22 protein-coding genes are annotated in these 25,029 nt (G+C 41.8%); 13 read left to right on the top strand and 9 right to left on the bottom strand.

Annotated elements, in window-relative coordinates; all coding sequences use genetic code 11:
* Positions 1-115: 115 nt before the first annotated feature.
* The gene (locus DOZ58_RS12970) at positions 116-724 is read right to left on the bottom strand and encodes a TetR/AcrR family transcriptional regulator (protein ID WP_111888668.1); all 609 of its coding nucleotides are present in this window, start codon (positions 722-724) and stop codon (positions 116-118) included.
* A gap of 181 nt (positions 725-905) precedes the next feature.
* Here DOZ58_RS12970 and DOZ58_RS12965 point away from each other — a divergent pair, with 181 nt between their 5' ends.
* Positions 906-2,171 carry an MFS transporter gene (locus DOZ58_RS12965; protein ID WP_111888667.1) on the top strand — a complete coding sequence of 422 codons (1,266 nt, stop codon included), beginning with the start codon at positions 906-908 and terminating at the stop codon, positions 2,169-2,171.
* A gap of 109 nt (positions 2,172-2,280) precedes the next feature.
* Here the strand turns inward: DOZ58_RS12965 and DOZ58_RS12960 are convergent, their stop codons facing one another.
* Both DOZ58_RS12960 and DOZ58_RS12955 read right to left on the bottom strand, forming a co-directional pair.
* Complete coding sequence (locus DOZ58_RS12960) at positions 2,281-2,811, bottom strand: hypothetical protein (RefSeq protein ID WP_111888666.1); 531 nt, start codon at positions 2,809-2,811, stop codon at positions 2,281-2,283.
* Positions 2,812-2,916: 105 nt separating this feature from the next.
* Positions 2,917-4,590, bottom strand: coding sequence for a hypothetical protein (locus DOZ58_RS12955; protein WP_111888665.1), 1,674 nt, complete (start codon positions 4,588-4,590; stop codon positions 2,917-2,919).
* A 304-nt stretch (positions 4,591-4,894) separates the two neighbouring features.
* Here DOZ58_RS12955 and DOZ58_RS12950 point away from each other — a divergent pair, with 304 nt between their 5' ends.
* The gene (locus DOZ58_RS12950) at positions 4,895-6,124 is read left to right on the top strand and encodes a multidrug effflux MFS transporter (RefSeq protein ID WP_111888664.1); all 1,230 of its coding nucleotides are present in this window, start codon (positions 4,895-4,897) and stop codon (positions 6,122-6,124) included.
* 71 nt (positions 6,125-6,195) lie between these two features.
* Here DOZ58_RS12950 and DOZ58_RS12945 read toward each other — a convergent pair whose 3' ends face one another.
* From DOZ58_RS12945 to DOZ58_RS12930, 4 genes are all read right to left on the bottom strand, one after another.
* Positions 6,196-9,138: a bifunctional diguanylate cyclase/phosphodiesterase gene (locus DOZ58_RS12945; RefSeq protein ID WP_111888663.1), complete on the bottom strand. Its 2,943-nt coding sequence runs from the start codon at positions 9,136-9,138 to the stop codon at positions 6,196-6,198.
* A gap of 31 nt (positions 9,139-9,169) precedes the next feature.
* Positions 9,170-10,630 (bottom strand): extracellular solute-binding protein, encoded by a 1,461-nt coding sequence (locus tag DOZ58_RS12940; protein ID WP_111888662.1) that lies wholly within the window; start codon positions 10,628-10,630, stop codon positions 9,170-9,172.
* A gap of 355 nt (positions 10,631-10,985) precedes the next feature.
* A complete protein-coding gene (locus DOZ58_RS12935) occupies positions 10,986-11,435 on the bottom strand; it encodes a chemotaxis protein CheX (RefSeq protein WP_111888661.1) in 450 nt (149 codons plus the stop codon).
* Positions 11,435-11,854: a bacteriohemerythrin gene (locus DOZ58_RS12930; RefSeq protein ID WP_111888660.1), complete on the bottom strand. Its 420-nt coding sequence runs from the start codon at positions 11,852-11,854 to the stop codon at positions 11,435-11,437. The genes DOZ58_RS12935 and DOZ58_RS12930 overlap by 1 nt, the downstream gene beginning before the upstream one ends.
* 170 nt (positions 11,855-12,024) lie before the next feature.
* Here DOZ58_RS12930 and DOZ58_RS12925 point away from each other — a divergent pair, with 170 nt between their 5' ends.
* Genes DOZ58_RS12925 through DOZ58_RS12915 form a run of 3 tightly spaced genes read left to right on the top strand, consistent with a single transcriptional unit; the run spans position 12,025 to position 14,346 of the window.
* Positions 12,025-12,744 (top strand): ABC transporter ATP-binding protein, encoded by a 720-nt coding sequence (locus tag DOZ58_RS12925; RefSeq protein ID WP_111888659.1) that lies wholly within the window; start codon positions 12,025-12,027, stop codon positions 12,742-12,744.
* Positions 12,744-13,484, top strand: coding sequence for an ABC transporter permease (locus DOZ58_RS12920; RefSeq protein ID WP_111888658.1), 741 nt, complete (start codon positions 12,744-12,746; stop codon positions 13,482-13,484). Before DOZ58_RS12925 ends, DOZ58_RS12920 begins: the two co-directional genes overlap by 1 nt.
* A 13-nt stretch (positions 13,485-13,497) precedes the next feature.
* Positions 13,498-14,346: a MerR family transcriptional regulator gene (locus tag DOZ58_RS12915; protein WP_111888657.1), complete on the top strand. Its 849-nt coding sequence runs from the start codon at positions 13,498-13,500 to the stop codon at positions 14,344-14,346.
* Positions 14,347-14,441: 95 nt separating this feature from the next.
* Here DOZ58_RS12915 and DOZ58_RS12910 read toward each other — a convergent pair whose 3' ends face one another.
* A complete protein-coding gene (locus tag DOZ58_RS12910; RefSeq protein WP_242988506.1) occupies positions 14,442-15,383 on the bottom strand; it encodes an alpha/beta hydrolase in 942 nt (313 codons plus the stop codon).
* Positions 15,384-15,747: 364 nt separating this feature from the next.
* Here DOZ58_RS12910 and DOZ58_RS12905 point away from each other — a divergent pair, with 364 nt between their 5' ends.
* From DOZ58_RS12905 to DOZ58_RS12870, 8 genes are all read left to right on the top strand, one after another.
* On the top strand, positions 15,748-16,422 hold the full coding sequence (locus DOZ58_RS12905) for a response regulator transcription factor (RefSeq protein WP_111888655.1): 675 nt from the start codon (positions 15,748-15,750) through the stop codon (positions 16,420-16,422).
* Positions 16,410-17,588 (top strand): HAMP domain-containing sensor histidine kinase, encoded by a 1,179-nt coding sequence (locus DOZ58_RS12900; RefSeq protein WP_111888654.1) that lies wholly within the window; start codon positions 16,410-16,412, stop codon positions 17,586-17,588. The genes DOZ58_RS12905 and DOZ58_RS12900 overlap by 13 nt, the downstream gene beginning before the upstream one ends.
* A gap of 85 nt (positions 17,589-17,673) precedes the next feature.
* Complete coding sequence (locus DOZ58_RS12895; RefSeq protein WP_111888653.1) at positions 17,674-18,549, top strand: ABC transporter ATP-binding protein; 876 nt, start codon at positions 17,674-17,676, stop codon at positions 18,547-18,549.
* Positions 18,546-19,622: an ABC transporter permease gene (locus DOZ58_RS12890; RefSeq protein ID WP_111888652.1), complete on the top strand. Its 1,077-nt coding sequence runs from the start codon at positions 18,546-18,548 to the stop codon at positions 19,620-19,622. Before DOZ58_RS12895 ends, DOZ58_RS12890 begins: the two co-directional genes overlap by 4 nt.
* Positions 19,623-19,764: 142 nt before the next feature.
* Positions 19,765-20,460, top strand: a complete 696-nt coding sequence (gene vanR, locus DOZ58_RS12885; protein WP_111888651.1) for a VanR-ABDEGLN family response regulator transcription factor — start codon at positions 19,765-19,767, stop codon at positions 20,458-20,460.
* A gap of 34 nt (positions 20,461-20,494) precedes the next feature.
* Positions 20,495-21,556, top strand: coding sequence for a sensor histidine kinase KdpD (locus DOZ58_RS12880; protein ID WP_111888650.1), 1,062 nt, complete (start codon positions 20,495-20,497; stop codon positions 21,554-21,556).
* A gap of 136 nt (positions 21,557-21,692) precedes the next feature.
* Entirely contained in the window at positions 21,693-22,580 is an 888-nt protein-coding gene (locus DOZ58_RS12875) for an ABC transporter ATP-binding protein (RefSeq protein WP_111888649.1), read from the top strand.
* Positions 22,581-23,825 carry an ABC transporter permease gene (locus DOZ58_RS12870; RefSeq protein ID WP_371414171.1) on the top strand — a complete coding sequence of 415 codons (1,245 nt, stop codon included), beginning with the start codon at positions 22,581-22,583 and terminating at the stop codon, positions 23,823-23,825.
* Positions 23,826-24,061: 236 nt separating this feature from the next.
* Here the strand turns inward: DOZ58_RS12870 and DOZ58_RS12865 are convergent, their stop codons facing one another.
* A complete protein-coding gene (locus DOZ58_RS12865; RefSeq protein WP_111888648.1) occupies positions 24,062-24,949 on the bottom strand; it encodes a fructose bisphosphate aldolase in 888 nt (295 codons plus the stop codon).
* Between the last annotated feature and the right edge of the window lie 80 nt (positions 24,950-25,029).

Raw genomic sequence — 25,029 nt, 5'->3', positions numbered from 1 at the left:
GTATAGATTTCTCCAATAACAACACATACTACGGCCGCGAATGGCAATTCCGACCGCATTAATGTGAGAATACCTTTTTTTTAATTTATCATCCGGCCCCTCATATTTACGCGTTTTAGTTATCAAATAGATACCAATAGACAATTTGTGCCAATTGCTCCTCATATTCTCTTTTGTCGACATCTTCCGGTAGTTTAGCCATTAATTCGGAGGTGCCCTGAACCAGAAAATAAGCCATTTGAGACATCACCAGAGGATTGGCGGTGCGCTTTATGACATGGGGACTATCTTTACAGAAGTCATAAATTCCGGTTATTATTTTGTCATAGAACGCGCCGATAATTTTGTTTAATTCAGGATTTGCCAGGAGAATACTGTCAAAGTCCTGAAACATAACCTGATTTTCAAACGCATGATCCATGCCATTATGAACGTATTTTATAATCGCCGCTTTGGCATGATCCGGCTTCTCATTGAGATTTTGTGTCAGTTCGCATAAATCCGCAACATTTCTTTCCAGATGGATGATCATAATCTCCTGAAAAATGCTTAATTTATCCGGAAAATAATTATAAAAGCTGCCGGTTGCAACCCCGGCCTCCTTGGCAATTTCTTTGGTATTGGTATGATAATAACCCTTCACATTAAACAAGTGTTTTGCCGCTTTTAATATTTTTTGTCGATTTAAAATGGTTCGCTCCTGGATTTTCTTTTCTTTCTCCATTTTCCTACCCCTGCCTTCTCTATAAACATCCTCTAACTCTTCTTAAGGATAGTCTGAAAGTGATTATTTTGCAAGATCTTGTTAAAAATGAACTATCGTTCATTTTTTTTATTGACAATCGATTTATGATAACCTATACTGATTATAAAAGTGAACTATATTTCATTTTTAGGAGGTTGATATGAAAGCAGAAAAATTATTCAATAAAAATTTCGTTATTATTGGCATCGGACAATTCATCAGCATGTTTGGCAATGCCATGCAGCGCTTCGCCTTTTCACTTTACATTCTTGATCTTACCGGCTCGGCCGCGGTGTTTTCCCTGATTATTTCGCTATCCATTTTACCGGCCATTTTCCTGGCACCGATTGGCGGTGCGATTGCCGACCGGATGAGTAAAAAACGGATGATGGTCGTCCTCGATTTTTGTTGCACCATTATCATTGCTTTTTTTGCTGCTTTCATTTATGGCAATGACCAGCAAATCCTCTGGATCGGGATTCTCATCTTTGTTTTGTCGATTATTAACAGTGTTTATGAGCCCACTGTCCGGGCCAGCATCCCCAGCGTCATTGCCCCTGAACATTATAATGCTGGAAACAGTATGATCAGTCAGATCAGTGCTCTAACGATGTTACTCGGTCCCATCTCAGCGGGATTCTTGTATGGGATCTTGGGGCTTAAGGTTATTCTGATAATTAATATGATCAGTTTTTTTGTTTCTGGTGTAATGGAATTGTTCTTAACCATCCCTTTTAAAAAAAGCAAAATGAACGCCTCGCCACTTGTGACTTATGCCAAAGATATTAAAGCAACGCTTAAATTCTTATCTCAGGATAAACCCTTTGTTTTATACATCTTGTTTATGGCAGCCGGAATCAATCTTTTTATGACCCCACTTTATACGGTGGGTGTGCCCTATGTCGAAAAGATTATTCTGGGGGTATCCGATCAACTCTACGGCATCTCTGAAGGCCTACTGGGAATGGGGATGATTATCGGAGCTATCTTTTCGACAGTTGTTGCTAAATATAATCCTTTTGAAAAGCTGCATCGGCTCTTTATCCTTATGGGCATTGGTATTCTGGGGATGGGTTTGAGTTTAACCCCCTGGCTACTTGGTAGCACTCCACCGCATCTGACCGCTTATATCCTCTTTACCCTGTTCGGATTTATACTGATGTTTTTTGTTGCCAATGTCAACATCCAGGCGCTGACCTTTATTCAGCTGCAGGTCCCCCAAAATTTAATGGGTAAAACCATGGCCCTGACCACCGCTCTATCCACGGCTTTTATGCCCATTGGACAAATTATTTTTGGCCAGCTCTATGATAAATTGAGTTCTGGTTTAATTGGAATTTATCTGATCATCACCGCTTTGACCTTTGGTGTCGCAAAAATCCTCCAGTACATGAATGCCTGTCGCTTGGAGATCGAACACGCTTAAGCAATTTAATCGTGAATGTGCTTATACCTATAAAGACGCAAAAACGTAGTCTAAAGATATTAACGCCATACCGCCGATGCCAGTCTCATATTTACTCTGCTGCACGATATCACGCAACTTTTTTAGCGATATCAATGAGCACCCCCAGCACTCCTTTTTTTCTCACCAGAAAAATCATCGGCAGAATAATCATCAATGCTCCAAAGACGACAATCAGCGGGGAAAAACCAGTTTCTACCATAAATTTGGTAACGTCATCCCCTTGTGGTACTTCTGTAAATATACTGCAAATGGGCACCAGAATCCAAGCAAATACAGAAGCAATACTGATCAGCGAAAACATGAAATAGAATTGATGATAGAGCATTCCCTTCTGGGTTCGTCGATAAAAAAACAACAGCAAAAAACAAACGATAATCGGGAATAATGCTCCTGCCGCATGAAACAAGGCAAATTGAAAGCGGTTAAACACACCGCCTTCATAAGCCATACTAGCACTCAGAATGCTAAATTTTGTGATTTTTGCTCCACATGCCAATGCTACCAGACAATGTCCTGCTTCATGCAAAGTGATATAAGTTACGACTGCAATCACCGTGGCTAGTATTGTTGATAAGACATACTTTGTTTTGATATTCATTTCCAATTCTCCTGACTTTGACATTCAGTCTCAATACCCAAGTCAATTTTTTTGACCTGTGGGCATAATTATTTGAAATATAATCTGTTATTAATTTTGGGGGGATTACCATTTTAAGCAGTCTGGCCATTTTTCAGTTTCCACAAAGGTATCCACCAGTACATTCGCATTTTTAATGATCGTCTGGTCAAATTCCAGATAATTTAACAAGGCAATGGCATTTTTTGTTTGCGCCGGGCCAGCGTGTAGTTGATAATCAAAAAGAATGGTTTCATCGGTGATGGTCTCCTGAAAATGATAATTATTATAGGTTTTCGATAGAATATTGGTGAGTTCGATGTCATGGGTAGCAATCAGACACAGACAATTTTTCTGGTCAAGATAATTAAGGATTGCTGATGAGGCTGCAATCCGTTCAATGGTATTCGTGCCTTTTAGTATTTCATCAATAAAACAAAGGCAGGGATGATGGCTCACCTGATCAAGGGTCCGCTTCAGCGATTTGATTTCCGCCATAAAGTAACTGTCGCCAGTCAATATATCGTCTCGCACGGCCATGGACGTAATCGGCAGACAATGGCAAAGAGAAAAACTGCTAGCCGTACAGGTGTAAATGGTTTGAGCAAAGATACTGTTAATGGCCAAGGCCTTAACAAAGGTCGATTTTCCCGACGCGTTAGACCCGGTGATTAAACTGTTTTGACTAAGGTCAAAATCATTGGGGACCGGTGATTCTAACAGTGGATGATATAAATCAGTGGCGACAACGTTAAACGACTCTGAGAAGGATGGGGTCACAGTACCCGACAAACTTTTGCGAAAAGAAGCCAAAGCGATGGATATATCCAATTCGCCGATATTTTGATAAATGCGGTGAAAGGCTTCTTTATTTTTGGTCACCAATGCAATGGCTTTGTTATAAGTCCTGAAATCATAGAGTGTCATAATCTTAAAATATTCCAGCAATATATCAAGATCAGAACCCGCTCCCATCATGATTCCCGAGAGTTTGCCAGCGAGAAATTTGAAGGGTTCATTATCTTCCCGGATTTGTTCGAGAATCTCTTTTAGTCCATCGCTTGTTTGATACGCCAATAAGCGATTGCAACATCTGAGTATGGCCGATAAATACTGAATGACCAATAAGTTTTTTGCAATTTCCTTTTTAAAATAATAATAAACGCCACCGTTGGTTATGAGCGAAATAATTAGGCCTACCAGTCCAATCATTGGATTGATCAGACAAACCCCAGCGCAGAAAAATGGAATAACCGTTAGAATCGTATAAACTGACGGATTTTTTAATGCTTTTAGCTGACTTTCAAAAATCAATGCCGAAACGTCATTGTAGTTTGATCGGCCCAATTTAGAAAGAATGATTTGAATTTCCAGCCGTTCTTTGGGATTGTCCTCAAAAAAAGCAATTATCTTCTCTCTCGCCTTAAGCGGTTTATCATCCCATCTTGGCTCATGAAGCGTTGCATACAGCACCTCATCACCAACGGAGGACAAGCAGGTGTTCAACCGTTTAAAGACATCGTCCATGTCCAGATCACTCCAGGTTAATTCGTCAATGGCTACATCAATGGTTTCATATTTGCGCTTTCTATCCCAATAATTGGATACACTTCCCCAGATATCCGGATCAAAACTGCTTGGCGCCTTTCCAAAGGCATTTATTAAGTGTTTCCTTAAATTTTTTTCGGCTTTTCTTTTACTAATTAGACTAACAACGAAAATCGCTATGATGCCAATAGCGATAAAAAACAATATCTCCATTTCGACTCCTCACGTTCTGGCCTTTCTGTAATAATATCCGGTGACTGTCAGAAAAGCCTGCGTTTACTATAACGCTTCATTTATTCAATGTCAAATGCGTCTTTATTTTTCGACCAGACCGGAAGGCCGCTATTGCTTTATAAAGACAATTACTTATTTAGATGCAATTTTAAGTGCTTCATTTTTGCTTTTAGCAAAATAAAAGCATAACAAACCCCAAACTATCCTTGAAAAATAATATTTATTGGCTATAATATTAAATATGGTTAAAATATAATCCTAAATTTACAGAATGTGAGAAAAAATGAATAATCCGAAAAATGCTTCAAACGATAGCACCTCTAAACAAAAATATCTGGGTGATCGAGGCCTGCTGGTTTTCCTGGTTTTCTTGAGCGCTTTTGCGCCGCTGTCAACTGACCTTTATTTGCCAGCCCTACCCACCATGACCACCTATTTTAATGTGCCTGGCTACCTGACCAACCTGACCCTGATCCTATTTTTTATTTTCTTTAGTGTGGGGATGTTAATTTGGGGACCGCTCAGTGATAAGTTCGGCCGCCGACCGGTGTTACTGGTGGGCGTTACCGGCTATGCCATCGCTGGCCTACTCTGTGCCGTTTCAGGCAACATTTATCAGCTTATTTTTTTCCGGGTCTTACAAGCCATTGGCGGCAGTTCGGCCAGTGCGGTGGCCACAGCCATTGTTAAAGATGTCTACCTGGAAAGAAAACGGGAAAAAACACTGGCCATCGTTCAGTCGATGGTTATCATTGTTCCGGCTGTTGCTCCCGTGATCGGGGCGCTGCTATTGACCCTTACCTCCTGGCGGGGAATCTTTATCATTCAGGGCCTACTTGGTATCATCATTCTTCTGGGTTCAATCGCCTTTCAGGAAACCATTGAAAAACGGGGTTCTGGAAGCATTCTACGTACCCTGGGGCGACTGGGGGTGGTGCTTAAAAATCCGGCCTTTACGTCCCTGCTTTTTATCTTTTCCTTATCTAGCATTTCAGGGTTGGCCTTTATCTCATCGTCCTCCTACATTTATCAAAATGATTTTGGCGTTAGCAGCCAGATTTACAGTTACTTTTTTGCCTTTAACGCCCTGGCCATGATGTTAGGTCCACTAATTTATATCAAACTGTCCAACCACTTCAAACGCTTTTCGATTATTAATCTTTGTTTTGGTATCACCATTTTAAGCGGTCTGGCTATTCTTCTGTTTGGGCAAAGCAATCCCTTTATCTTTGCCCTGGCATTATTTCCGGCAACCCTGGCCAGCAGTTGCGCCCGGCCGCCCAGTGCCTATCTGATGCTCGATCAGCAAACCGAAGATGCCGGTTCAGCCTCTTCACTGATGGGGTCTTTTGCCACCATTATGGGAAGCCTGGGGATGATTATTATTTCCTTTAACATGGACAACCTGATCCTCATCATCGGATCACTTAACATCATCTTGGGGCTGCTTTCGGGCGGACTATGGCTGGTAGTCACAAAAACGCCGCTACTTAGCAAAATCAGAGAAGCCTGATTTATTTCTTTATCGCTTTTACGTCACCTGAAAAAACCCTTATCCGACACTATTGTGGATAAGGGTTTTTCCTATGCTTTTTTATGCGCATTCAAAATTTCTTGTTGTAATTCCGGATTGATTGCTGAAATCTCAAACTCCGGTTGGCCCAGATAAAAGCCCTGAGCGTAATCAACGCCCATTACAATGACAGTAGCCAGGTCCATTGCGTCTTCAATCCCTTCTGCAATCACCTTAACTCCTTTTTTACGACAAAAATCAACCAGATTAGCAACCAGATTTTGTTTGTCAACATTACAATGAATACCCTGAATCATCTCCATGTCGATTTTTATGATATCCGGTAAGAGCGATAAAATCCGAATTTCGTTAGAATAACCGCTACCAAAATCATCCAGTGCAATCTGCATGCCACTATTTTTGATATGAGCAACCTTTTTTAATAAACTTTCAGGACTGCGACCATCTTCTTCCGTCATTTCGATTACCACATTTTTAAAGTGGTGACTATAACGGGATGTGATTTTTTCATTCGCCTCGTTGCTCAGTACCTGACTGGGAATACTATTAATAAATATTTTACACGCTCCAAATTCCTGAGCATGAGCTTCAATTGTTTCAAATGCCATCACAATAAGCATCCGTTCCAGCTGTGCTGATTTTGACTGGGCGGCAGCAACGGCCAGAATTTCAGCAGGATTTTTAAAATTATCCAGCAATGGCCGCATTAAAAATTCATATCCTAAAATTTCGCCGGATTTCAAATCAATAATCGGCTGAAAGGCAAAGCGAATCAGTTGTTCATCCAATAGTCGATTGATCGCCTCGCGATTTTCCAGCAGATAGGACATCTTTTGATAATATTCCCGATTAAATTCAAACAAGCGCCCTTTTTCCTTGTGTTTTGCCTCATACATCGCAAAATCTGATAGTTTTAACAAATCCATCACGTCAGTTGCGTCCTGAGGATACCAGGCAACCCCCGCTGAAAAACGGATCTGGTTGTCACTGCCATCCGATGTGGTTAGACAGAATTGCTTGCCATAATTATAGAGATTTTTTAGAATCTTTCGAACTTCCTCCTGATTGCCGCAATTATGCAAATAAATGGCAAACTCATCTCCTGAAATCCGGGAAACAATGCCGTTATATTGTTCGAAATACCGGAAGATTTCACTGGCCCGAATAATCAACCGATCCCCTACATCATGACCAAAATTATCATTAATGTATTTAAGATTATCCAAATCGATGAAAATCATGGCCCCGATTTCATCTGGCTTTTCTTTGATTATTCGACTGGTCTCCCGTTTCAAAGCAGTATTACTAAACAAGCCCGTGAGCGCATCATAATCCAACTCATTGGTTAAACGCCGTTTTTCTTCGATATCTTCTGTCACATCCTGGATCACACCAACCACACCGTTGGGTGATTTAGCCTCTAAAATACGAAGCCAAAGCTGTTTCTTGGTGTAGTCATCATAATACGCATAAATGTTTTCCTGATCTTCCACCGGTTGCTGAGTCAGTTTCTGATAGTATTTACTCCAGTCGGCCTGGGAAATTTGACTGCCGGGGTCCACATGCAGCAGCCAGTATAAAAAGTCCGTGAAAATTACCTGGTTGTTACTATCTAGAACTTCGTAACCACCAATTGGCAATAAACTGAGTTCTAAGATTTTAGAGGTAGTTTTAGAAACATTCTTTAGTCTTTGATTTAGCAATTGAACGGCCGAGGTCAGATCATCCACTTCAAGCATTCCGGTTGGTTTGAAATAAATTTCGTCGTAAGGCGACAACTCCCGAACATATTTTGATAACCGTGAGATTTTGCGGGTGAAAAAGTAGACCAGTACAAAAACCGCCGTGAATGCCAGCAAGGTGGTGAGCAAAATACTATAAATCAACTTCTCCTGTACCGTTATTGAATTTTCTCGTAATACTTCGCTGGGCACAAAACAGGCTAAGCTCCAGTTTTGATCAGCAAAAGGAGAGTTGTCGCTATAAACCTTCAATTCCCGAATTGAACAAACCATCGGTCCCAACTCGTTTAACATAATTTCAAAGGTTCCTTCATTTTTTAGTGGCTTTAATTTCAGCTGCTCGCCACTTTTTAAATAAGTTTCTGCCAATACCCCGCCGGGAATAAACCAGTCAAGATTCAAGACTTTATCCTCTAATCCCGCGATAACATAGAAGCTGTTAGGATAAAGAAGGTCCGAATCCGGCAGATACTGTTGAGAAAAATAAGGCATATCAATTTCGATCCCAACCACCCCATAGCCGTTCCCATTTTCGTCTAAAATAGGAAGGGTATAACTAACCACTTGTTGACTGTCGTTTAGCAGATCCCGGGGCGTTGACCAATAGCCATAGCGTTCCATTTCAGCATTTTTAAACTGGCTACTGGCCCAGATTGGCTTTTCATAAAAATCAAATGCGCCATTATACTCATCTGATCGCATCTCCAGATCCCAACGGATGCTGGTTGCCATAGTATAGTGTTTGGAAACCGCAATCGGTCCAATTTCAAGCAAATAGTTTGACATCCTACCGCTATCCGGGGTGGGATTGCGAATATAAACCGCCGAATGAGCAGAAGGATCCTCTTTGTTTGAATTGGATCCGTTTAAAACAAAAAATGCACCCGTTACCCGATTCTCTTTTAAGATTGAAACCAATGTCTCGCTGGCCAGCATAGCCGCCTCATGATACGAATCATCATCAAGATACAAGCGCTCTGGTGAACGCTCCTGTTCTTGCGATAATAAAGTTAGTTCTGAACTCAATTGTTCGGTCTCGTCAGCCATATTTGCAATTGTCTGACCAACCGATGAATTAAATGTTTCCATCCGGGTTTTTGTCGTATTACTTAGCAAACGGACCGCTTCCGCATCCAGCATGGAAAACACCTGGGATACCCATAGGGCCAATAATAAGGCAACGCTTTGAAAGATCACAATCAAAGCCAGTAAAATATTCAACTGTCTACGGAGAGTCCAGGTTTTTTTCATATACTTTTCCTTATCAGATGATTTTTATGGCTTAAATTTCAGTATAGGATATCCCCAGTTCATCAAGTTGGCTACGAATAGTTGAAAGCCATTCTTCGAACTGGGCATTTAGATCCAATTGCGCTAATATTTCGTCCTCTGACAACCCCTGTGCCTTTAATGTAGCGGCATTCTGACGTCCGGATTCGCCCATGGCCTCCAGCGATTTTTCCAGAATGGTTCGCACCTCATAGCTTCCATTAAAAGGTAATGAGGCATAGGTATCCCTTTCCATAATCTGATTTAGGGCAATGTCATAAACTGCAGCAATATTTTTTTGGGCGGCCCCGCCTGCCCGCATATTTCCCAGCGATGCCTTAAAATCCGCATTTTCGTAAGCAGCCGTTTGTACCGGTAAGTAGCCAGTAGTCATGGCAAACTCAATATTCCGGGCTTCAGAGGTGAACCATTTCAGAAAAACAGCTGCGCCTTCCTGTTTTTCCGGCGTTGAATTTGCAATACTCATCCCTGCCCCCTGCTGTATCGCATCTGGATTTCCCCCTTCAAAGACCGGATAAGACAGGGCCAGAAAGTCAATTGGGGCCTGGGTATTATCTTTTTCGATCCAAGTTGGAAAATAAGCCGCGCCCGACGATGAACCCACGTAGGCTACCAGATCGCCGGCTTTAATGTCGTCTGAGCGAAATTTACCGACGGCGTTAAAATACCCTAAGCTCATTGCGCCATAATAAGTATCAAAGACTTTTTTCATCACTTCCCGATTCAAAACCATCTGCTGATTTTCTCCATCAATGACTTCTACCCCCAATTGCTTATTGCCGATAATTACATAATTAGCAACCGAATCAATGCCAACCATGCTTTTCCCATCCCAGATGGTTTCTGGCGTCAGGTTATCCGTCCATTTGTAATAGTCCCGGGATGCCTCATAAACCCCTTCCCAGGTATTTAGCTTATTTGCATCTCCTCCACCTTCCAAGACAAATTTGTTCCAGGCCGTTTCGTTGACATAAAGCAGCTCGGTACTTTTTACAATCGGAAGAACTAAGAGCTGATCGCCATCGAACAAGCCATCATTTAAAAATTCTTCCACGTACAGGGCCTTCTCCTCTTCTGATAAGTAAACGTTTAGATCGCATAGCTTTCCGAGTGCATTAATTTCTAACGCCTTGTCCGGATAACAAGAAAACAATTCCGGCATGGCTTCGGCATTAATAACCCCTTTCGCTGAATCAGTAACGGCTTTTTCCAGCTCAGCAATACTACCTTTAGCCACGGTATTAATTACCACCCCTTTTTCGGAGCCCACGCTTTTGTTAAAGGTGTCCGCAGCTGTTTCCAGGGCGATCTTATTATCTCCGACATAATAGTGCCATAGGGTAATGGATACCGGATTCTTGGGATCCAAGGCGGTTTTTGTTCCTGTTGAACAGGCCGTCAGTAGCATTAACAGCCCCATTGCCAGACAAACCAGTTTAATCATTCTTTTCATTTTCTCACTCCATTCCTTTAATCTAAACACATGCTTAATAATTATCAGCTGACGATTGATCGTTCAACTTGTTTTTTGATTGGATGATTCCTCTGTATTTTAACAGAGGTTCAGCTGAAAGAAAAGATAATAAAACAATACCTCCTTCCATCAATCGTATTTCTGCTTCATTCTTATTACTCATTAAGACCTAAAAGAAGCTCCGACAATATATCAGAGCTTCTTAGCTTTAAATCATATTTACGCTTAGAACATATCGCCGACTGACCGCTTTTCTTGCTGCCGGCAGGGCTTTATCCGTACCAAAATTGATAGTCCCAATGAAGAATACACCAGAAAATTATCGAAGGCCGCCTCAGCTGGCTGGATTCAAACGTATTTCGAGACCAACATCACCCACTGACGTGGTCATACAGCATATCTTCTGCAGGCTATAGTCGGCGTTTTCTTTACCCATTCCCTGAACCGGGGGGAGAATATCGCAGGTTAGATTTTTTTCCGAAAGAATCGTCAACACGTTGCCGCTGATTATGTTGGCAATCTCCGAAATTGCCGAAATCACAAACTCATCGACCGCATCAAATTCCATATTGCTCATGATTTTTACCATCCCCAGTGATGTCTCATGGGGAAACCGATAAATCACTTCTCCCTTTAAATCCCCAATCACACCGATGACAATATCCAGCTCGCCGTTACACTCGAAGCGTTCTACCAAAGCATCGGTAACGTCTGTAAGATCCATCATTAGTCCAAAAACATTGCTGGTAGCCTCCAGAAAAGAATTGTAAACCTGTGTCTGCATCACTGTTGTCCTCCCGTCTCCAAGACATAATTGGCAATTTTCTGATCTTCTGAAGCAACGTGATTGATCAGCCACGCCAAAAGTTTCCCGGCAAACTGCTGCATTAATTGTTCATCAAAGCCGCTTTTTTCATACTGAGCAGAAACCGCCAACACATAATTAACCATATCTGCATGAATCTGCTTATGTGCCTCATAGCCGGGATAGCCAATCTGTTGTTGATAGACTTCTTCATCGCGAAAGTGCTCCACCACATAAGCCTTCATAAATTCCAGGGTTTCATTGACCTGTTCGATCTTCGTGTCCCAGGACTCCGAAGAGCGGACCGTCTGCATAAAGCTTTCAACCCGATTAAATAACTCCCGATGCTGGGTGTCCACTACAGTCACACCCAACGCGTACTTATCTTTCCAAAGCATAAAATAAATCCTTTCTTAATTGCGTCTCATTCTGATTTATATAGTATAGCACTTTCGTTTTAAAATTTGCAAGTTTCTTTCAATATTGTCCTAAAAAGATTTTTCGCACTTGACTCTCCCCGTAGGGGAGGCCCTATACTTCAACGTGAAGTAAGAACTTGGAGGTATAAATGGAAACATGTATTGAAGTAAAAAACCTGACCAAACACTATCGTAACCGGGTAGCCGTCAACAACCTGAGCTTCTCGGTTAAAAAAGGCGAGGTCTTTGGTTTGCTCGGACCCAACGGTGCTGGTAAGTCGACTACCATCGATTGTATTCTGGGTCTTAAACCCTTTGACACCGGCTCGGTCGCGGTACTGGGATTAAACCCGGTTAAAGCCCGCAAACATCTTTTTGAGCGGGTGGGGGTTCAGCTCCAATCCTCCAGCTATCAGGGCAATATCCGGGTTGGTGAAATCTGTGAGGAAATGGCCGCACTTTATCAAAACCCTGCCAATTACAACAGTTTACTGACTCAGTTCAAGCTGGATCAGTATGCCCGCCAGCCGGTTGCCAAACTGTCGGGCGGTGAAAAACAAAAGCTCTCAATTCTGTTAGCGCTCATACCACAACCAGAGGTCATCTTTCTGGATGAGCTGACCACCGGACTGGACACTGAAGCCCGGCGGAGTGTCTGGCAGGTGCTTACTGATTTAAAGGAAAAAGGGCTCACCATCTTTCTCACCTCCCACTACATGGATGAGGTGGAAGCCCTATGCGACCGGGTCTGCATTATTAATCAGGGCCACGCGATCGTGACCGATACGGTTTCCCGGCTGATTCAGAATAGTCCCCATCAACGGCTGGAAGAAGCCTATCTGTGGGTCATGAAGGAAGGAGTCGCCTGATGAAAAAATTTCTTACCTTGTTTAAAATTGAGGGTAAACTGAACCTGCGAAGTATCGACGGGATCTTTTTTGGTGTCTGCATGCCGCTCGGCATTATGCTGCTAATCGGCTTGATTGCTGGCGACAATCCGGCGACGGATGGGGCCGGGTATACGCTGGTGGAAAGTTCCTTTGCCGCCCTGGTTGCCGTAGCCATCTGCGCCACTGCTTTTATGGGGATTCCGCTAACCATTGCCGATTACCGCGATAAAAAAATTCTCAAACATTTTTTTGTAACACCGGTCAGCCCAATGATGTTATTATGGACCCATGCAGTCATTTGCATGTTGCTTTCGATTGTCTCTGCCCTACTAATTTACGGCGTTGCCCGGCTCTTCTTCGGGTATCAACTGATTGGTTCACCGCTTTTCTTTGTGGGCTCTTACTTTCTGGTGATGGTGTCGATGTACAGTTTGGGTCTGCTGATTGCCAGTCTGTGCCGGACTGTTAAAATGGCCAACCTGGTTTGCAGCGTGGTTTATTTTCCGATGCTTTTTTTATCCGGGGCCACCATCCCCTTTGAAATCTTCCCCGAACCGCTTCAGTTCGTCGCTGGATTTCTGCCCCTGACCCAGGGGATCAAACTGCTAAAAGCTTCATCGCTGGGGCTTGAGGTGAATCTTTTAGTACCGCTACTGGTTTTATTTGGTGCTCTGATTCTGGGCATCCTGCTATCGATGCGATTCTTCCGTTGGGAATAAGAAAGGAAAAGCAATGAACGAAACCTATCAATGTGAACGAAAAGAAAATACGATCTATTATAAAATCGGGCTGTTTTCAAAAATGAACCGGGTCACCATCAAGGCGTTGCGTCATTATGACGAGATCGGGCTCTTAAAACCGGCTGCCATAGAAAAATTTACCGGTTACCGCTATTACACCTCTGAGCAGCTGCCGCTTCTCCATCAGATTCTGGCACTGCGGGAAATGGGTTTCACCCTGGACGAAATAAAAAAAGTCCAGGGCGGCACCCCGGAGAAAGATCTGCTGACGCAAAAACGACTGGAACTGCTTAAAAGAATCGCCCAGGATACTCTGCGGCTGTCTCAGGTAGAGTCTTATCTGGTTAAAAATGATGGTGAATCCGCAGGCTATCATGTTATTCTCAAAGAGCTGCCGCAAGTGATTGTAGCATCCTTACGCACCACCATTCCCAATTATGACGCCCTCTTTTCGGTGGTTCCGCCAATGGGGGCTGAAATGGAACGACTCGGCTGTGTCTGCGCGGTCCCTGAATATTGTTTTAATATTTATCATGATGGTGAATACCGCGAAACCGATGTCGATGTGGAAATTTGTGAAGCGGTCACCGCAGTAAAAGAAGATTCTGAGATGCTTAAATTCAAGGTCATTGATCGGGTCAAAAATGCGGCCTGCGTGCTTCACAAGGGCCCTTACGAAGGGTTCCCCAACGCCTACAACGCCATCCTTAAATGGCTGGAACGCAACGGCTATGAAATCATCGATCATCCCCGGGAATCCTACATTGACGGGGCCTGGAACAAAGATTCAGCCGCGGACTGGCTGACCGAAATCCAGTTTCCAGTAAAAAAAATTAATTGAACGAACATTCAGGCCCATAACTTTTAAGCCTTATTTTAGTCTCCCGCCGTCAAATTGTGTTCCCTATCTGCCATGATTGGAGAACACCCGGACAGTTAGCGGCCTTTTTCACTTATCCCAAACGCAGTTTTTAACGCCTTAACCCGCCGCATCAGACTTTGTTTGACAATCTCGCTGTCTTCGGCAATTTCAAATCCATGAATGGTACCGGTCGTCTGGTTGAGTTCAACGGGTACTTGATGTTTTTTAAGCGTTCTGGCAAAAAGAATACCTTCATCCCGGAGACAATCAAACTCTGCCACTTCGACATAAGCCGGCGGTAGGTTCAAGAACGAAGCCGCTTCCATGGGTGACGCATAAGCCCGATCCACCGAACACCCGTCGGCAAGATAAAGGTTCCACATTTTTTTATTCTGTCTGGCATTCCAAAGCGGCGTATCCAGATATTTTTTCATCGAATCGGTGTTTAGCCGGGCATCGGTAACCGGATAGATAAGCATCTGAAAGCAGAGTTTTTGCGCTTTTCGATCTCTGTCCATCAAGCAGAGTGCCGCTGCCAGGGCACCACCGGCACTGTCTCCACCAACTGCAATTTTATCGGGATCGACACCGATTTCGGTGGCATTCTGATAAATCCAACTAAGAGCTGCGTAGCAATCCTCAATACCAATCGGGAACGGATGCTTAGGCGCCAGTCGATAATCAACAAACACCACCTTACAAGGGGTTTGCTTTGCATACTCGCCCATCAGACGCTTATGAAAGGCGGCAGACTTCAGTACAAAGGCCCCGCCATGAAGATAAATAAGACAGGGCAACGGATCTTTTTCCGCTGCTGGTTCATAAATTATCAGCTCCAGCGGTTCGCTTTTAAAACCCGGGATCATTTTTCTTATTTCCCGGACACCCGGCTCTGGCAACCGTTTGTTAAAGCCCGTTTCAATGATCCCGTTCATCAGCGGTAATAGTGCTTTTGCTATCGGCGTCTGAATTTTTTCATATTTCTTAAAATCCGGATGGATTGGGTATTTCGACACTTTTTCTCCTGCCTTATTCTTTTTTAATCTCTGATTGTTCTGGTTTTCTAATTTTACCATGTTGTTGGAGCCATGACAAACTAAACCTTATGGAGTATGTCTAATCAGTTCACTTGAGTCAGTATCACAAAAGCTAACACCGCTAACCCGACGAAAAAAAATCAAAAAGTCCCACCCACCAAAACGAAGCTCACAAAGGCTTGTTCACTTAAAAAGAGCTATTGTTTAGCAAAGGACGGGGGTTGACATGGATGGTACCCTAATTATAGAAATGCCTGCTGACGAGTGGCAAAAAGAAATTTAAAAAGTTGATAAATAGTTGAATGTTTTTTGCTATATTCAAACAATTAAGGAGGCGTGAAAAATGAAAAACAAAATTTTACTTGTTGATGATGAGCCTGACATTGTAACCATGCTTAGTAGATTCTTTAAAAGCAGAGGCTATCAGGTTCTTACGGCTATAAACGGAGTTGATGGCTTAAAGCAAATTGAACATAATCCTGATATTATTTTACTCGACATCAATATGCCGGGATTAGACGGATTGGAAGTCTGCGAGCGTATCCGTAATCATGTATCATGCCCGATCCTCTTTCTAACTGCGAAAATTGAGGATGCCGATAAAGTAAAGGGCTTTGGTGTGGGTGGTGATGATTATATTGTCAAACCATTTTCGCTTGTCGAATTAGAGGCCAGAGTACAAGCTCATCTCCGTCGCGAAACTCGCCATAATCTCAAAACACAATTAAAGTTCTCAGGGGAACTCACAATCAACTTCTCGGCGCGTTGTTTATTCTGTAAAGGTGAGCAGGTTATGCTTGCAAAAAAAGAGTTTGATATTATCGAACTCCTATCGCAAAATCCGGGACAGGTTTTTGACAAAGAACGGATTTATGAACGCGTTTGGGGATATGACAGCGAGGGCGACAGTAGTGTAGTAGCCGAACATATTCACAGAATACGAACGAAAATTGCGTTATATACACAAAATACATATATTGAAACAGTGTGGGGGTGTGGCTATAAATGGATCAGATAAAACAAATTCTGCATCAGTTGTCTTTAAGAAAAAGCCTTGTACTTTATGTTTCTGTGTTCGCTGTCATTGCGCTTGTATTAAGCATAGGTACTTCTCTTTTATGTAATAATGCCACCTCAAATATTAAGAATTCATATCCTCCAACAGGAGAAAAATACTACCTGACTAACGAAAATGGGGAGCAGTTAGGTGAGGGGACTTATATCGGCGGCGAAACCTCTCCATTATCCATGCTGGATGAACGCTTAGTATCCATATATGAACTTGTTCCAATTATCGCAACGCCTCTTTATTCTGCATTATCAATCATCATAGCGGCTTTGCTCTTTTATAAGAACAAATTGAGAAAACCACTTCTAGCGTTAAGAGCGGCATCAGAAAAAATTACAACGAGTGATTTAAATTTTACGGTTGATTATAGCAGTGAAGACGAGTTGGGCCAACTCTGCGCTTCCTTTGAAATCATGCGGATCACCCTTGCCAATAATTTTTCCGAAATGTGGCGACAGGCTGAAGAACGCAAGCAACTTAACGCAGCATTCGCCCATGATCTGCGTACTCCGCTTACGGTACTAAAAGGCTACGACGAAATGTTACAAACCAGTAATGACGCGATAACAAAAGAAATTGCCATTACAATGGGTAAGCAAATATTCCGGTTAGAGCGCTACGTTGACAGTATGAGCCGCTTACAGCGATTGGAAGACGCACAGCCGGAATATCGTGAAATATCATTACCTGAATTTTTATATTCTCTGGCTGAAAATGTTGATATGCTTTGCTCACAAAACGGCAAGCAGCTTCTCCTTCAAAAAAACACCACCTCCATGTCCTTTATTGTTGATCGGTCATTTATTTCGCAAGTTAGCTATAATTTAATCTCAAATGCACTCCGCTACGCCGTTTCCACAATCACGCTGACGTTTGAAGAAAAGCACAACGGTCTGTTGCTGTCGGTGTCTGATGATGGCAAGGGCTTTGGTAAAAATACGATACAGCAAGCAACAAATCCATATTTTACTGAAGAAAAAAATCATTCCGAACATTTTGGACTTGGACTTTATCTCTGTAAAATGCTATGCGAACATCATGGCGGCTATCTTAAACTTGAAAATCTTTCGGTTGGTGCAAAGGTAATGGCTTTTTTCAAAACTCCACCTTTGTAGATAAAAAGTTGAACATTGTATTTTATACTCTCTATGTAAACACATGGAGAGTATTTTTTACTCCCAATAACGAAAGGAGTTTTTTATGGAACTTAGAACAATCGAGCTGACCAAACAATTCGGCTCAAAAACAGCCATTAACCATTTGAACATTACTTTATTAAACGGCGTTTACGGCTTACTTGGTGCAAACGGCGCAGGAAAAACCACCTTTATGCGTCTACTGTGCAACATTCAAGTGCCAACCTCCGGTAAAATCACTTTGGATGGCAAAGGTATATCGGACTTAGGTGAAAAATATCGAAACGTGTTGGGGTATCTTCCACAACACTTCGGATATTATCCTGACTTTACCGCGTTTGATTTTTTGATGTATGTTGCCACATTAAAGGGCTTGAGCGAAAAACAAGCAAAGCGAAAATCAAACGCGTTATTGGCGGCAGTTGATTTAACAAAAGAGTGCCGCCACAGAATTAAGACCTTTTCTGGTGGCATGAAACGGCGTTTAGGGATCGCACAAGCTATGCTGGGCAATCCGCGTATTTTGATATTAGACGAACCAACAGCAGGTCTTGATCCAAAAGAGCGTGTCCGTTTCCGTAATCTGATTAGTGCATTTTCCAAAGATAGGATTGTAATTTTGTCTACGCATATTGTTTCTGATGTTGAGTTTATCGCTGAAGAAATTATAATGATGAGATCCGGCCAGATTCTTCACGTTGGGAAGCCGAATGAGATAACCACAGAAATTGATGGACAAGTGTGGGAATGTACAGTGCCGACTAATTGTACGGAGCCGTACACCGAAACGCTTAATGTTAGCAACCTGAGAAACACGGAAAATAATTGTACGGTGCTGCGCGTGATAGCAGATCATCAACCTCTGGCCAATGCGGTACCGGTACCGCCTACATTGGAAGATTTGTACCTTTACTATTTTAAAGGAGCAAATGAATCATGAAAAATTTAATCAAGTTTGAGCTGCGAAAAATACTGACAAATCGGCTTACGGTGATTTCTATTATCCTGGTACTATTGCTGTCTGTTATCCTTTCCTTTTCTACATTGCAGAATATGTATTCATTTGATGGTAAAAATAATGAAGGAAGCGGTCATGCTGCTGTCGAAATTGATAAAACCATTGCAGCGAACTACGCGGGCATTCTAACTGATGAAAAAGTACAGCAAATGATGGCTGACTTCAAGCTTACCCATGATTTGCATGGAATGAATGCGAAATATCTTTATCAAAATGCTATGCAGTCTGCAGCTTTTGCTCGGTTTTCAGATATGAGCGGAAATTGGAACGGATTGAGCGTTTTGGATGTTTTAGGCGATGAAGAAATAAAAATAGGCTATGTAAGCGGTTGGCTCAATACAAGTCAAAACATGGCGAAAATTATCCTTGTCCTTTCTTTCGTTATCATTTTAATGGTCGCACCCGTTTTTTCCGGCGAATACGGTGGCGTCGATAATATCATTTTGACAAGCAGATATGGAAAAACGAAATGCGCCACAGCAAAAATTATAGCAAGTCTGCTTGCTGCTTTGCTTATAACCGTTTTGATTGTCACTTTTAATGCCGGTTTTGCTCGTGTTGTTTATGGTGCAGAAGGATTAGATTGCAGTATCCTGTTTGCGCCTCAAGAATTTGTGGAGGGATATATTCCGTTTAACATTACCTGTAGTGCGGTGCTTAAATATCAAGTTTTGTTGGCATTTACCAGTGCAATCAGTGTTACAGGTATTACCCTAATGATATCATCTGTTTGTAAAAATCAAATGATTGCGTTAGTAGCGTCCGTAGCTATTTATGTATTGCCGATTATGTTGCCGATATCCGAAACGAGTTCGCTGTTTAGGCTTATTGTTCTGATGCCACTTTATCATACGCAGTACACTTCCATAATGTCTGTTGAACAAATGAACAACGGTATGCTTTATGCCATATGGGCGATACCCGTAGCAATTATCCTTATTGTGGTTAGCTATTTTGTATCTCATACCATTTTTGCTAAGCATCAAGTTTCATAACACTTCACACAAAATCTAGACGGGTTGGCATTTTTAAAATCTTATGAAAATCTTAGTAACTTCTGATGCTAAAATTCATAATTAGTGAAACTTGCTATGATACAATAAACTAATCCCTGACATACCAGAAAGGAGCATCTCTATGAATGATCACATTCTTGTCGTCGATGACGAACACGATATCGCTGATTTAATCGAAGTTTATTTGCAAAATGAGAACTATACTGTATTTAAGTACTATTCTGCAAAGGAAGCTTTGGCTTGCACCGAAACTACCAAACTTGATCTGGCTATTTTAGATATCATGATGCCGGAAATAAACGGGTTTTCACTGTGCCAGAAAATTCGGGAGCAGTTTACTTTCCCGATTATTATGTTGACTGCCAAGGACGAAGAAACCGACAAAATCACGGGTTTAACACTCGGCGCTGACGATTATATTACGAAACCATTTCGTCCCCTTGAATTGGTTGCCAGGGTAAAAGCCCAAATCCGCCGATATAAAAAATACAATTCGGCGAAAGCCCTTGAAGAAACACGTTTTGTTCTTAGCTACTCCGGGTTGGAATTGAATACCAAAACGCATGAATGCCTGTTGAATGAGAGAACCGTTGGTTTAACGCCTACAGAGTTTTCGATTCTCCGAATTTTAATGGAACGCAAAGGCACCGTGGTAAGTGCCGAGGAATTGTTCCATGAAATTTGGCAGGATGAATATTATAGCAAAAGCAATAATACCATTACGGTTCATATCCGTCATTTGCGTGAAAAGATAGGCGATACCATTGATCAATCAAAATATATTAAAACGATCTGGGGAGTGGGGTATAAAATCTGACTAAGAAAGGATCGTGAAAACGAAGGTGATCGTGATGAAGAATCATTCAATAGAAAAAACTTTATGTCTTAAGCTGTACATTACTCTGACACTTTATACTTTGACCGGCTATGCCTTAACCTTAGTCGCTGACTATGTTTTTAGTCAGCAGCTTTCAAATGCATTTTTTTTATGGTTCTACTTACGAATTGATGTTATCTACTTTTTATATCTGGTTATCGGTTTTTTGGCCATTTTCCATCATTATTGGAAAAAGCCATGGGGGTATTTGCAGGAAACCATCGATGCTACTAAAACTGTTTATCAGCAAGATGATCGGACAATTGAATTGTCCGAACCACTTAAAGATATCGAAACACAAATGAATCAAATAAAAATGTCGATCTTGTTAAATCAGCAGACGATAAAAGAAGCTGAGAATAAAAAAAACGAATTGGTGATGTATCTGGCGCATGATATCAGAACACCGCTAACCTCAGTTATCGGCTATTTAAGTTTGCTTGATGAAGCGCCTGATATGCCACTTGAACAAAAGCAAAAATATCTGGGCATTGCACTGAAAAGAGCCGAGCGACTTAAAAAACTTATCAATGAGTTTTTTGAGATTACGCGATACAACACGCAACAAATCAAAATAAGTAAAGAGCATACTGACCTATACTATCTGCTGATACAGTTAATTGATGAATTCTATCCCGCCTTGTCTGCCAAGGGAAATTCAGCAATCCTCTGTGCAAATGAGAATCTAAGTGTTTATGCCGACCCTGAAAAATTAGCCCGAGTATTTAACAACCTTCTTAAAAATGCTGTCGCATACAGTTATCCCAATACGGAAATTCTTATCTCCGCAATGGAAGAGAAGGAAAACATCGTTGTTACATTTAAAAATAACGGTAAAACCATTCCCTCCGATAAGTTGTCAACTGTTTTTGAACTATTCAATCGTTTAGATGATGCTCGCAAATCTGACACTGGCGGCGCAGGCCTGGGACTGTCAATCGCAGCGGAAATCGTTCATTTACACGGTGGTGAGATCACTGGCCAAAGCGAAGATGATACAACGACCTTGACCGTGTCACTGCCGCTCTTATCTTAAGCAGATATCAATAAAAGATTAGGATTTTCTTAGGTATTTATCCGGTTCATCTTAACGTCTTAAACGTCCTTGTTCAGTACAATAGATACTGAACAAGGACGTTTGTCGTTGTAATTTTTAAAAAGGAGAAACCGGTATGGAACTGAACATTACAAACCTTAGTAAGCAGTTTAAGAATAAAACTGCAGTCGATGATGTCTCTTTAAACCTCACCCCAGGCGTATGGGGTCTGCTTGGTGCCAATGGCGCTGGAAAAACGACGCTTATGCGGATGATTGCGGGGATCATGGAACCAACCCATGGGAAGATTTTTTTTGAGGGAAAAAATATTTGTGATCTCGGCGAAAAATACAGAAGCCAATTTGGCTTTTTACCGCAAGACTTTGGCTTCTTTCAAGATTTTACGGTGAAAGACTATTTGGAGTATATCGCCGCACTTAAGGCTGTTCCGGTAAAAGAAACGAGTAAAAAGATTACCAGTCTGCTGGACACCCTCACCCTTTCTGATGTAAAAAACAAAAAAATTATTAAACTATCCGGCGGGATGAAGCGACGCGTAGGAATTGCACAGGCAATGCTCAATGACCCTAAAATTCTGATCATGGATGAGCCGACCGCCGGTCTTGATCCTGGTGAGCGGGTTCGCTTCCGAAATTTTATTTCGGAATTTTCGCATGATCGCATTGTCCTTATTTCAACGCATATCGTTTCCGATATTGAGTATATCGCCACTAAAAACGCCATTATGAAAGCTGGGAAAATTCTTAATATCGGCACAACCGATGAATTAGTAAAACAAGTCGCGAAAAAAGTTTGGACTTGTACGGTGCCCGCTGACAAAATGCCCATCTATGAAATGCAGTTACGCATTATCAATCAACGCAGTGAAGATGATAATCAGGTATCCATCCGCTATCTGGCCGATGAAGCGAAAATACGTGATTCTGTACTGGCTCCGCCCCGTTTGGAGGATTTATATCTATGGTTATTTCCACAACAGGAAACAAGTAAGGAGGTAAAATAATTGCTGCGTATTTATTGTCTTGAAGTAAAGCGCGTGCTTAAGTCACGCCGTGTCATCATTTTATTGCTTATTGTGTTAGCAATGTCTGTGCTAATGGCTTGGCTTCCAGTTATGTATGAATCGATCAATCAACCAGACGAGAACGGTAAATTGGTAACGTTAGATGGCCGAGAAGCGATTGCCTATAAAAAAACGCTTCGCTCTATTCATAACGGAGAAGTTACTCCCGAAAAACTCAAAAATGCTTTAAACCTCTACCAAAACGCTGTTTCCCCATATGGAGAGGAAAGCATTTATAGCGGAGAGTTTCCGGTCGTCCTTTATCTGGAAACGGTATTTCCGGTTGAAGCGCTTTTAGGAAGGCTACCGGAAGCATTTTCCGACCCCAAAACCGGTCAGGGAACAAATTTGATGGCTATTTCCCCGGATAAATTAGACGGATTTTATGAACAAACCGAACAACACCTAAAAGACATTATGCAAATGGAGCAAAAGAAGTATCCCACTGCACAGGAACAGGCTTTGCAAAAATACGCACAAGTAAAAACGCCCTTTCAGCTTTACGCCGGATATTCAAGGGACGCTTTTGATCACCTGGTGCTTTTTATTTTTATCCTTGTCATTCTTTGCACCGCCGCTGCCGCACCGACGTTTTCTAATGACTACCAAACCGGTTCGGACAGTATCTTGCGCTGCACAAAATATGGGCATTCACGATTAGCAATCGTAAAAATACTCGCCGCTCTAACCATTTTTTGTGCTGCATTTATCCTATGCATTTCTTTGCATTTACTGATTTCAGACCTTGCGTTTGGGCTGGAGTGTATGGAAACGTCGATGCAAATGTTGTATTCTGTTATCAGTCTGCCGGCGCTTAATTTAGGACAGCTTCAAGCCGTTTTAGCAATCGGAGGATTGCTTTCTTTGCTGGCAACCATTAGTTTTACATTGTTTATATCTGCCAAACTTAAAGATTCGCTTTCTGTCATCTTAATTGCCATTGGGCTATGTTTGTTACCGATATTCACGTATTCCGCTGGCGCTAATTGGCTTAGTTTTATTTTACCATCTGCGGGAATCGGTATGCAAAACAGCTTGCTTTATCAACTCACGAGCTTTAATTACCTGCATATTGGTTCAATAAGCCTTTGGACCCCTTATGTCATAATCGCGGCCGCGGTAATTGAAATTCCTGTTTTCCTTTTCCTTTCCATCCGCACCTATTGCAAGCATCAGGTGGTTTAATAACGGATCTTCACAACATCTAATCATTGTATCGCATGGTATATATTTTCGTTGTCTAAACCACTTGTGGGCTTATCTAAAATCAGCACCTCTTTATTCTACGACACAGCACCGCAAAACAAACCATTTCTGGCTGCTAGATAAGGAAATGAACAGATTAGCTATCCACAGACAAAAGACGGCAACAAATCTATCATTTAAAGATTTGTTGCCGTCTTTTTTATTTATCTGTATTTTTATTTAATCGAGGCTTCATAAATCGATTGAATCGATTGATCTAATACCGCGTTAAATTCTTCGTCACTTTGGTTTACCTTGAGCCCTTCGGTTAGTGCCCTGGAAAAACTTGCAATCAATTTTGGATTTCTAGCTAATTTTTCATTGGCTGCTTCTCTGGAATAGCCACCGGAAAGAGCAACAACGCGGATAACATTTGGATTTTGAATAACCGCTTCATAAAAATTATCAACATCGGGAATCGTGAGTTTAAACATAAACTGACTAGACGTGTCCAACGTTTTCAGGTGTTCAAGGATTTCTTGTTTGAGTAAAACTTCGGCTTCAGCTTTATTGGGTGTATGAATATCAACCTCTGGCTCTAAAATCGGAATCAACCCTGCCGCCGCAATGGCTTTACCCAATTCAAATTGTTGATCGACAATGGCTTTGACCCCTGCCGGATTGGCTTCTTTAATGACAGAACGCATTTTCGTTCCGAATATATGTCGATCTTTCGCGCGAATGAGTAAGGCATCAAGATCAGTAATGGGTTTCATTAATTGAACACCATTCTCTAAATCCAACAGCCCCTTATCAACCTTCAAAATTGGTAAGATTCCCTTAACATCCCAAAGATAATCGGCGCTATATTTTCCATCTACTTTTTGATCCATCGTTTTTTCAAACAAGATTGCCGCCAGAATTCTTTCTTTGGTAAACGCCGGACTCTTCATAATCCTCGTTCGCATTTCATGAACCATTTGAAACATCTCAGTTTCATCCGCATAAGCTTCTTTTGGAATGCCATAAATTGCCAGTGCTTTTGGTGTGCTGCCTCCGCTTTGATCCAGTGCTGCAATAAAACCACTATCATTTTTCATTCGTTCCAACTGTGCCAAATTCATAAATACACCTCCACTTATTATATGATCTCATAATATTATACACCTATTCAACACTTTTCGCATCACTATAAACCATATTT

This window comes from Acetobacterium sp. KB-1 (assembly GCF_003260995.1).
GTDB classification, from domain to species: domain Bacteria; phylum Bacillota; class Clostridia; order Eubacteriales; family Eubacteriaceae; genus Acetobacterium; species Acetobacterium carbinolicum.
Note: the sequence above shows the minus strand (reverse complement) of the source record. Positions and strands in the feature narration are given on the sequence as shown.

Coding starts and splice junctions, on each gene's coding strand:
- DOZ58_RS12880 (WP_111888650.1), top strand. CDS start 20,495: ATGAAGAATCATTCAATAGAAAAAACTTTATGTCTTAAGCTGTACATT.
- DOZ58_RS12930 (WP_111888660.1), bottom strand. CDS start 11,854: ATGCTTTGGAAAGATAAGTACGCGTTGGGTGTGACTGTAGTGGACACC.
- DOZ58_RS12905 (WP_111888655.1), top strand. CDS start 15,748: ATGAAAAACAAAATTTTACTTGTTGATGATGAGCCTGACATTGTAACC.
- DOZ58_RS12965 (WP_111888667.1), top strand. CDS start 906: ATGAAAGCAGAAAAATTATTCAATAAAAATTTCGTTATTATTGGCATC.
- DOZ58_RS12915 (WP_111888657.1), top strand. CDS start 13,498: ATGAACGAAACCTATCAATGTGAACGAAAAGAAAATACGATCTATTAT.
- DOZ58_RS12955 (WP_111888665.1), bottom strand. CDS start 4,590: ATGGAGATATTGTTTTTTATCGCTATTGGCATCATAGCGATTTTCGTT.
- DOZ58_RS12895 (WP_111888653.1), top strand. CDS start 17,674: ATGGAACTTAGAACAATCGAGCTGACCAAACAATTCGGCTCAAAAACA.
- DOZ58_RS12960 (WP_111888666.1), bottom strand. CDS start 2,811: ATGAATATCAAAACAAAGTATGTCTTATCAACAATACTAGCCACGGTG.
- DOZ58_RS12945 (WP_111888663.1), bottom strand. CDS start 9,138: ATGAAAAAAACCTGGACTCTCCGTAGACAGTTGAATATTTTACTGGCT.
- DOZ58_RS12920 (WP_111888658.1), top strand. CDS start 12,744: ATGAAAAAATTTCTTACCTTGTTTAAAATTGAGGGTAAACTGAACCTG.
- DOZ58_RS12875 (WP_111888649.1), top strand. CDS start 21,693: ATGGAACTGAACATTACAAACCTTAGTAAGCAGTTTAAGAATAAAACT.
- DOZ58_RS12900 (WP_111888654.1), top strand. CDS start 16,410: ATGGATCAGATAAAACAAATTCTGCATCAGTTGTCTTTAAGAAAAAGC.
- DOZ58_RS12890 (WP_111888652.1), top strand. CDS start 18,546: ATGAAAAATTTAATCAAGTTTGAGCTGCGAAAAATACTGACAAATCGG.
- DOZ58_RS12865 (WP_111888648.1), bottom strand. CDS start 24,949: ATGAATTTGGCACAGTTGGAACGAATGAAAAATGATAGTGGTTTTATT.
- DOZ58_RS12950 (WP_111888664.1), top strand. CDS start 4,895: ATGAATAATCCGAAAAATGCTTCAAACGATAGCACCTCTAAACAAAAA.
- DOZ58_RS12925 (WP_111888659.1), top strand. CDS start 12,025: ATGGAAACATGTATTGAAGTAAAAAACCTGACCAAACACTATCGTAAC.
- vanR (WP_111888651.1), top strand. CDS start 19,765: ATGAATGATCACATTCTTGTCGTCGATGACGAACACGATATCGCTGAT.
- DOZ58_RS12935 (WP_111888661.1), bottom strand. CDS start 11,435: ATGCAGACACAGGTTTACAATTCTTTTCTGGAGGCTACCAGCAATGTT.
- DOZ58_RS12970 (WP_111888668.1), bottom strand. CDS start 724: ATGGAGAAAGAAAAGAAAATCCAGGAGCGAACCATTTTAAATCGACAA.
- DOZ58_RS12940 (WP_111888662.1), bottom strand. CDS start 10,630: ATGAAAAGAATGATTAAACTGGTTTGTCTGGCAATGGGGCTGTTAATG.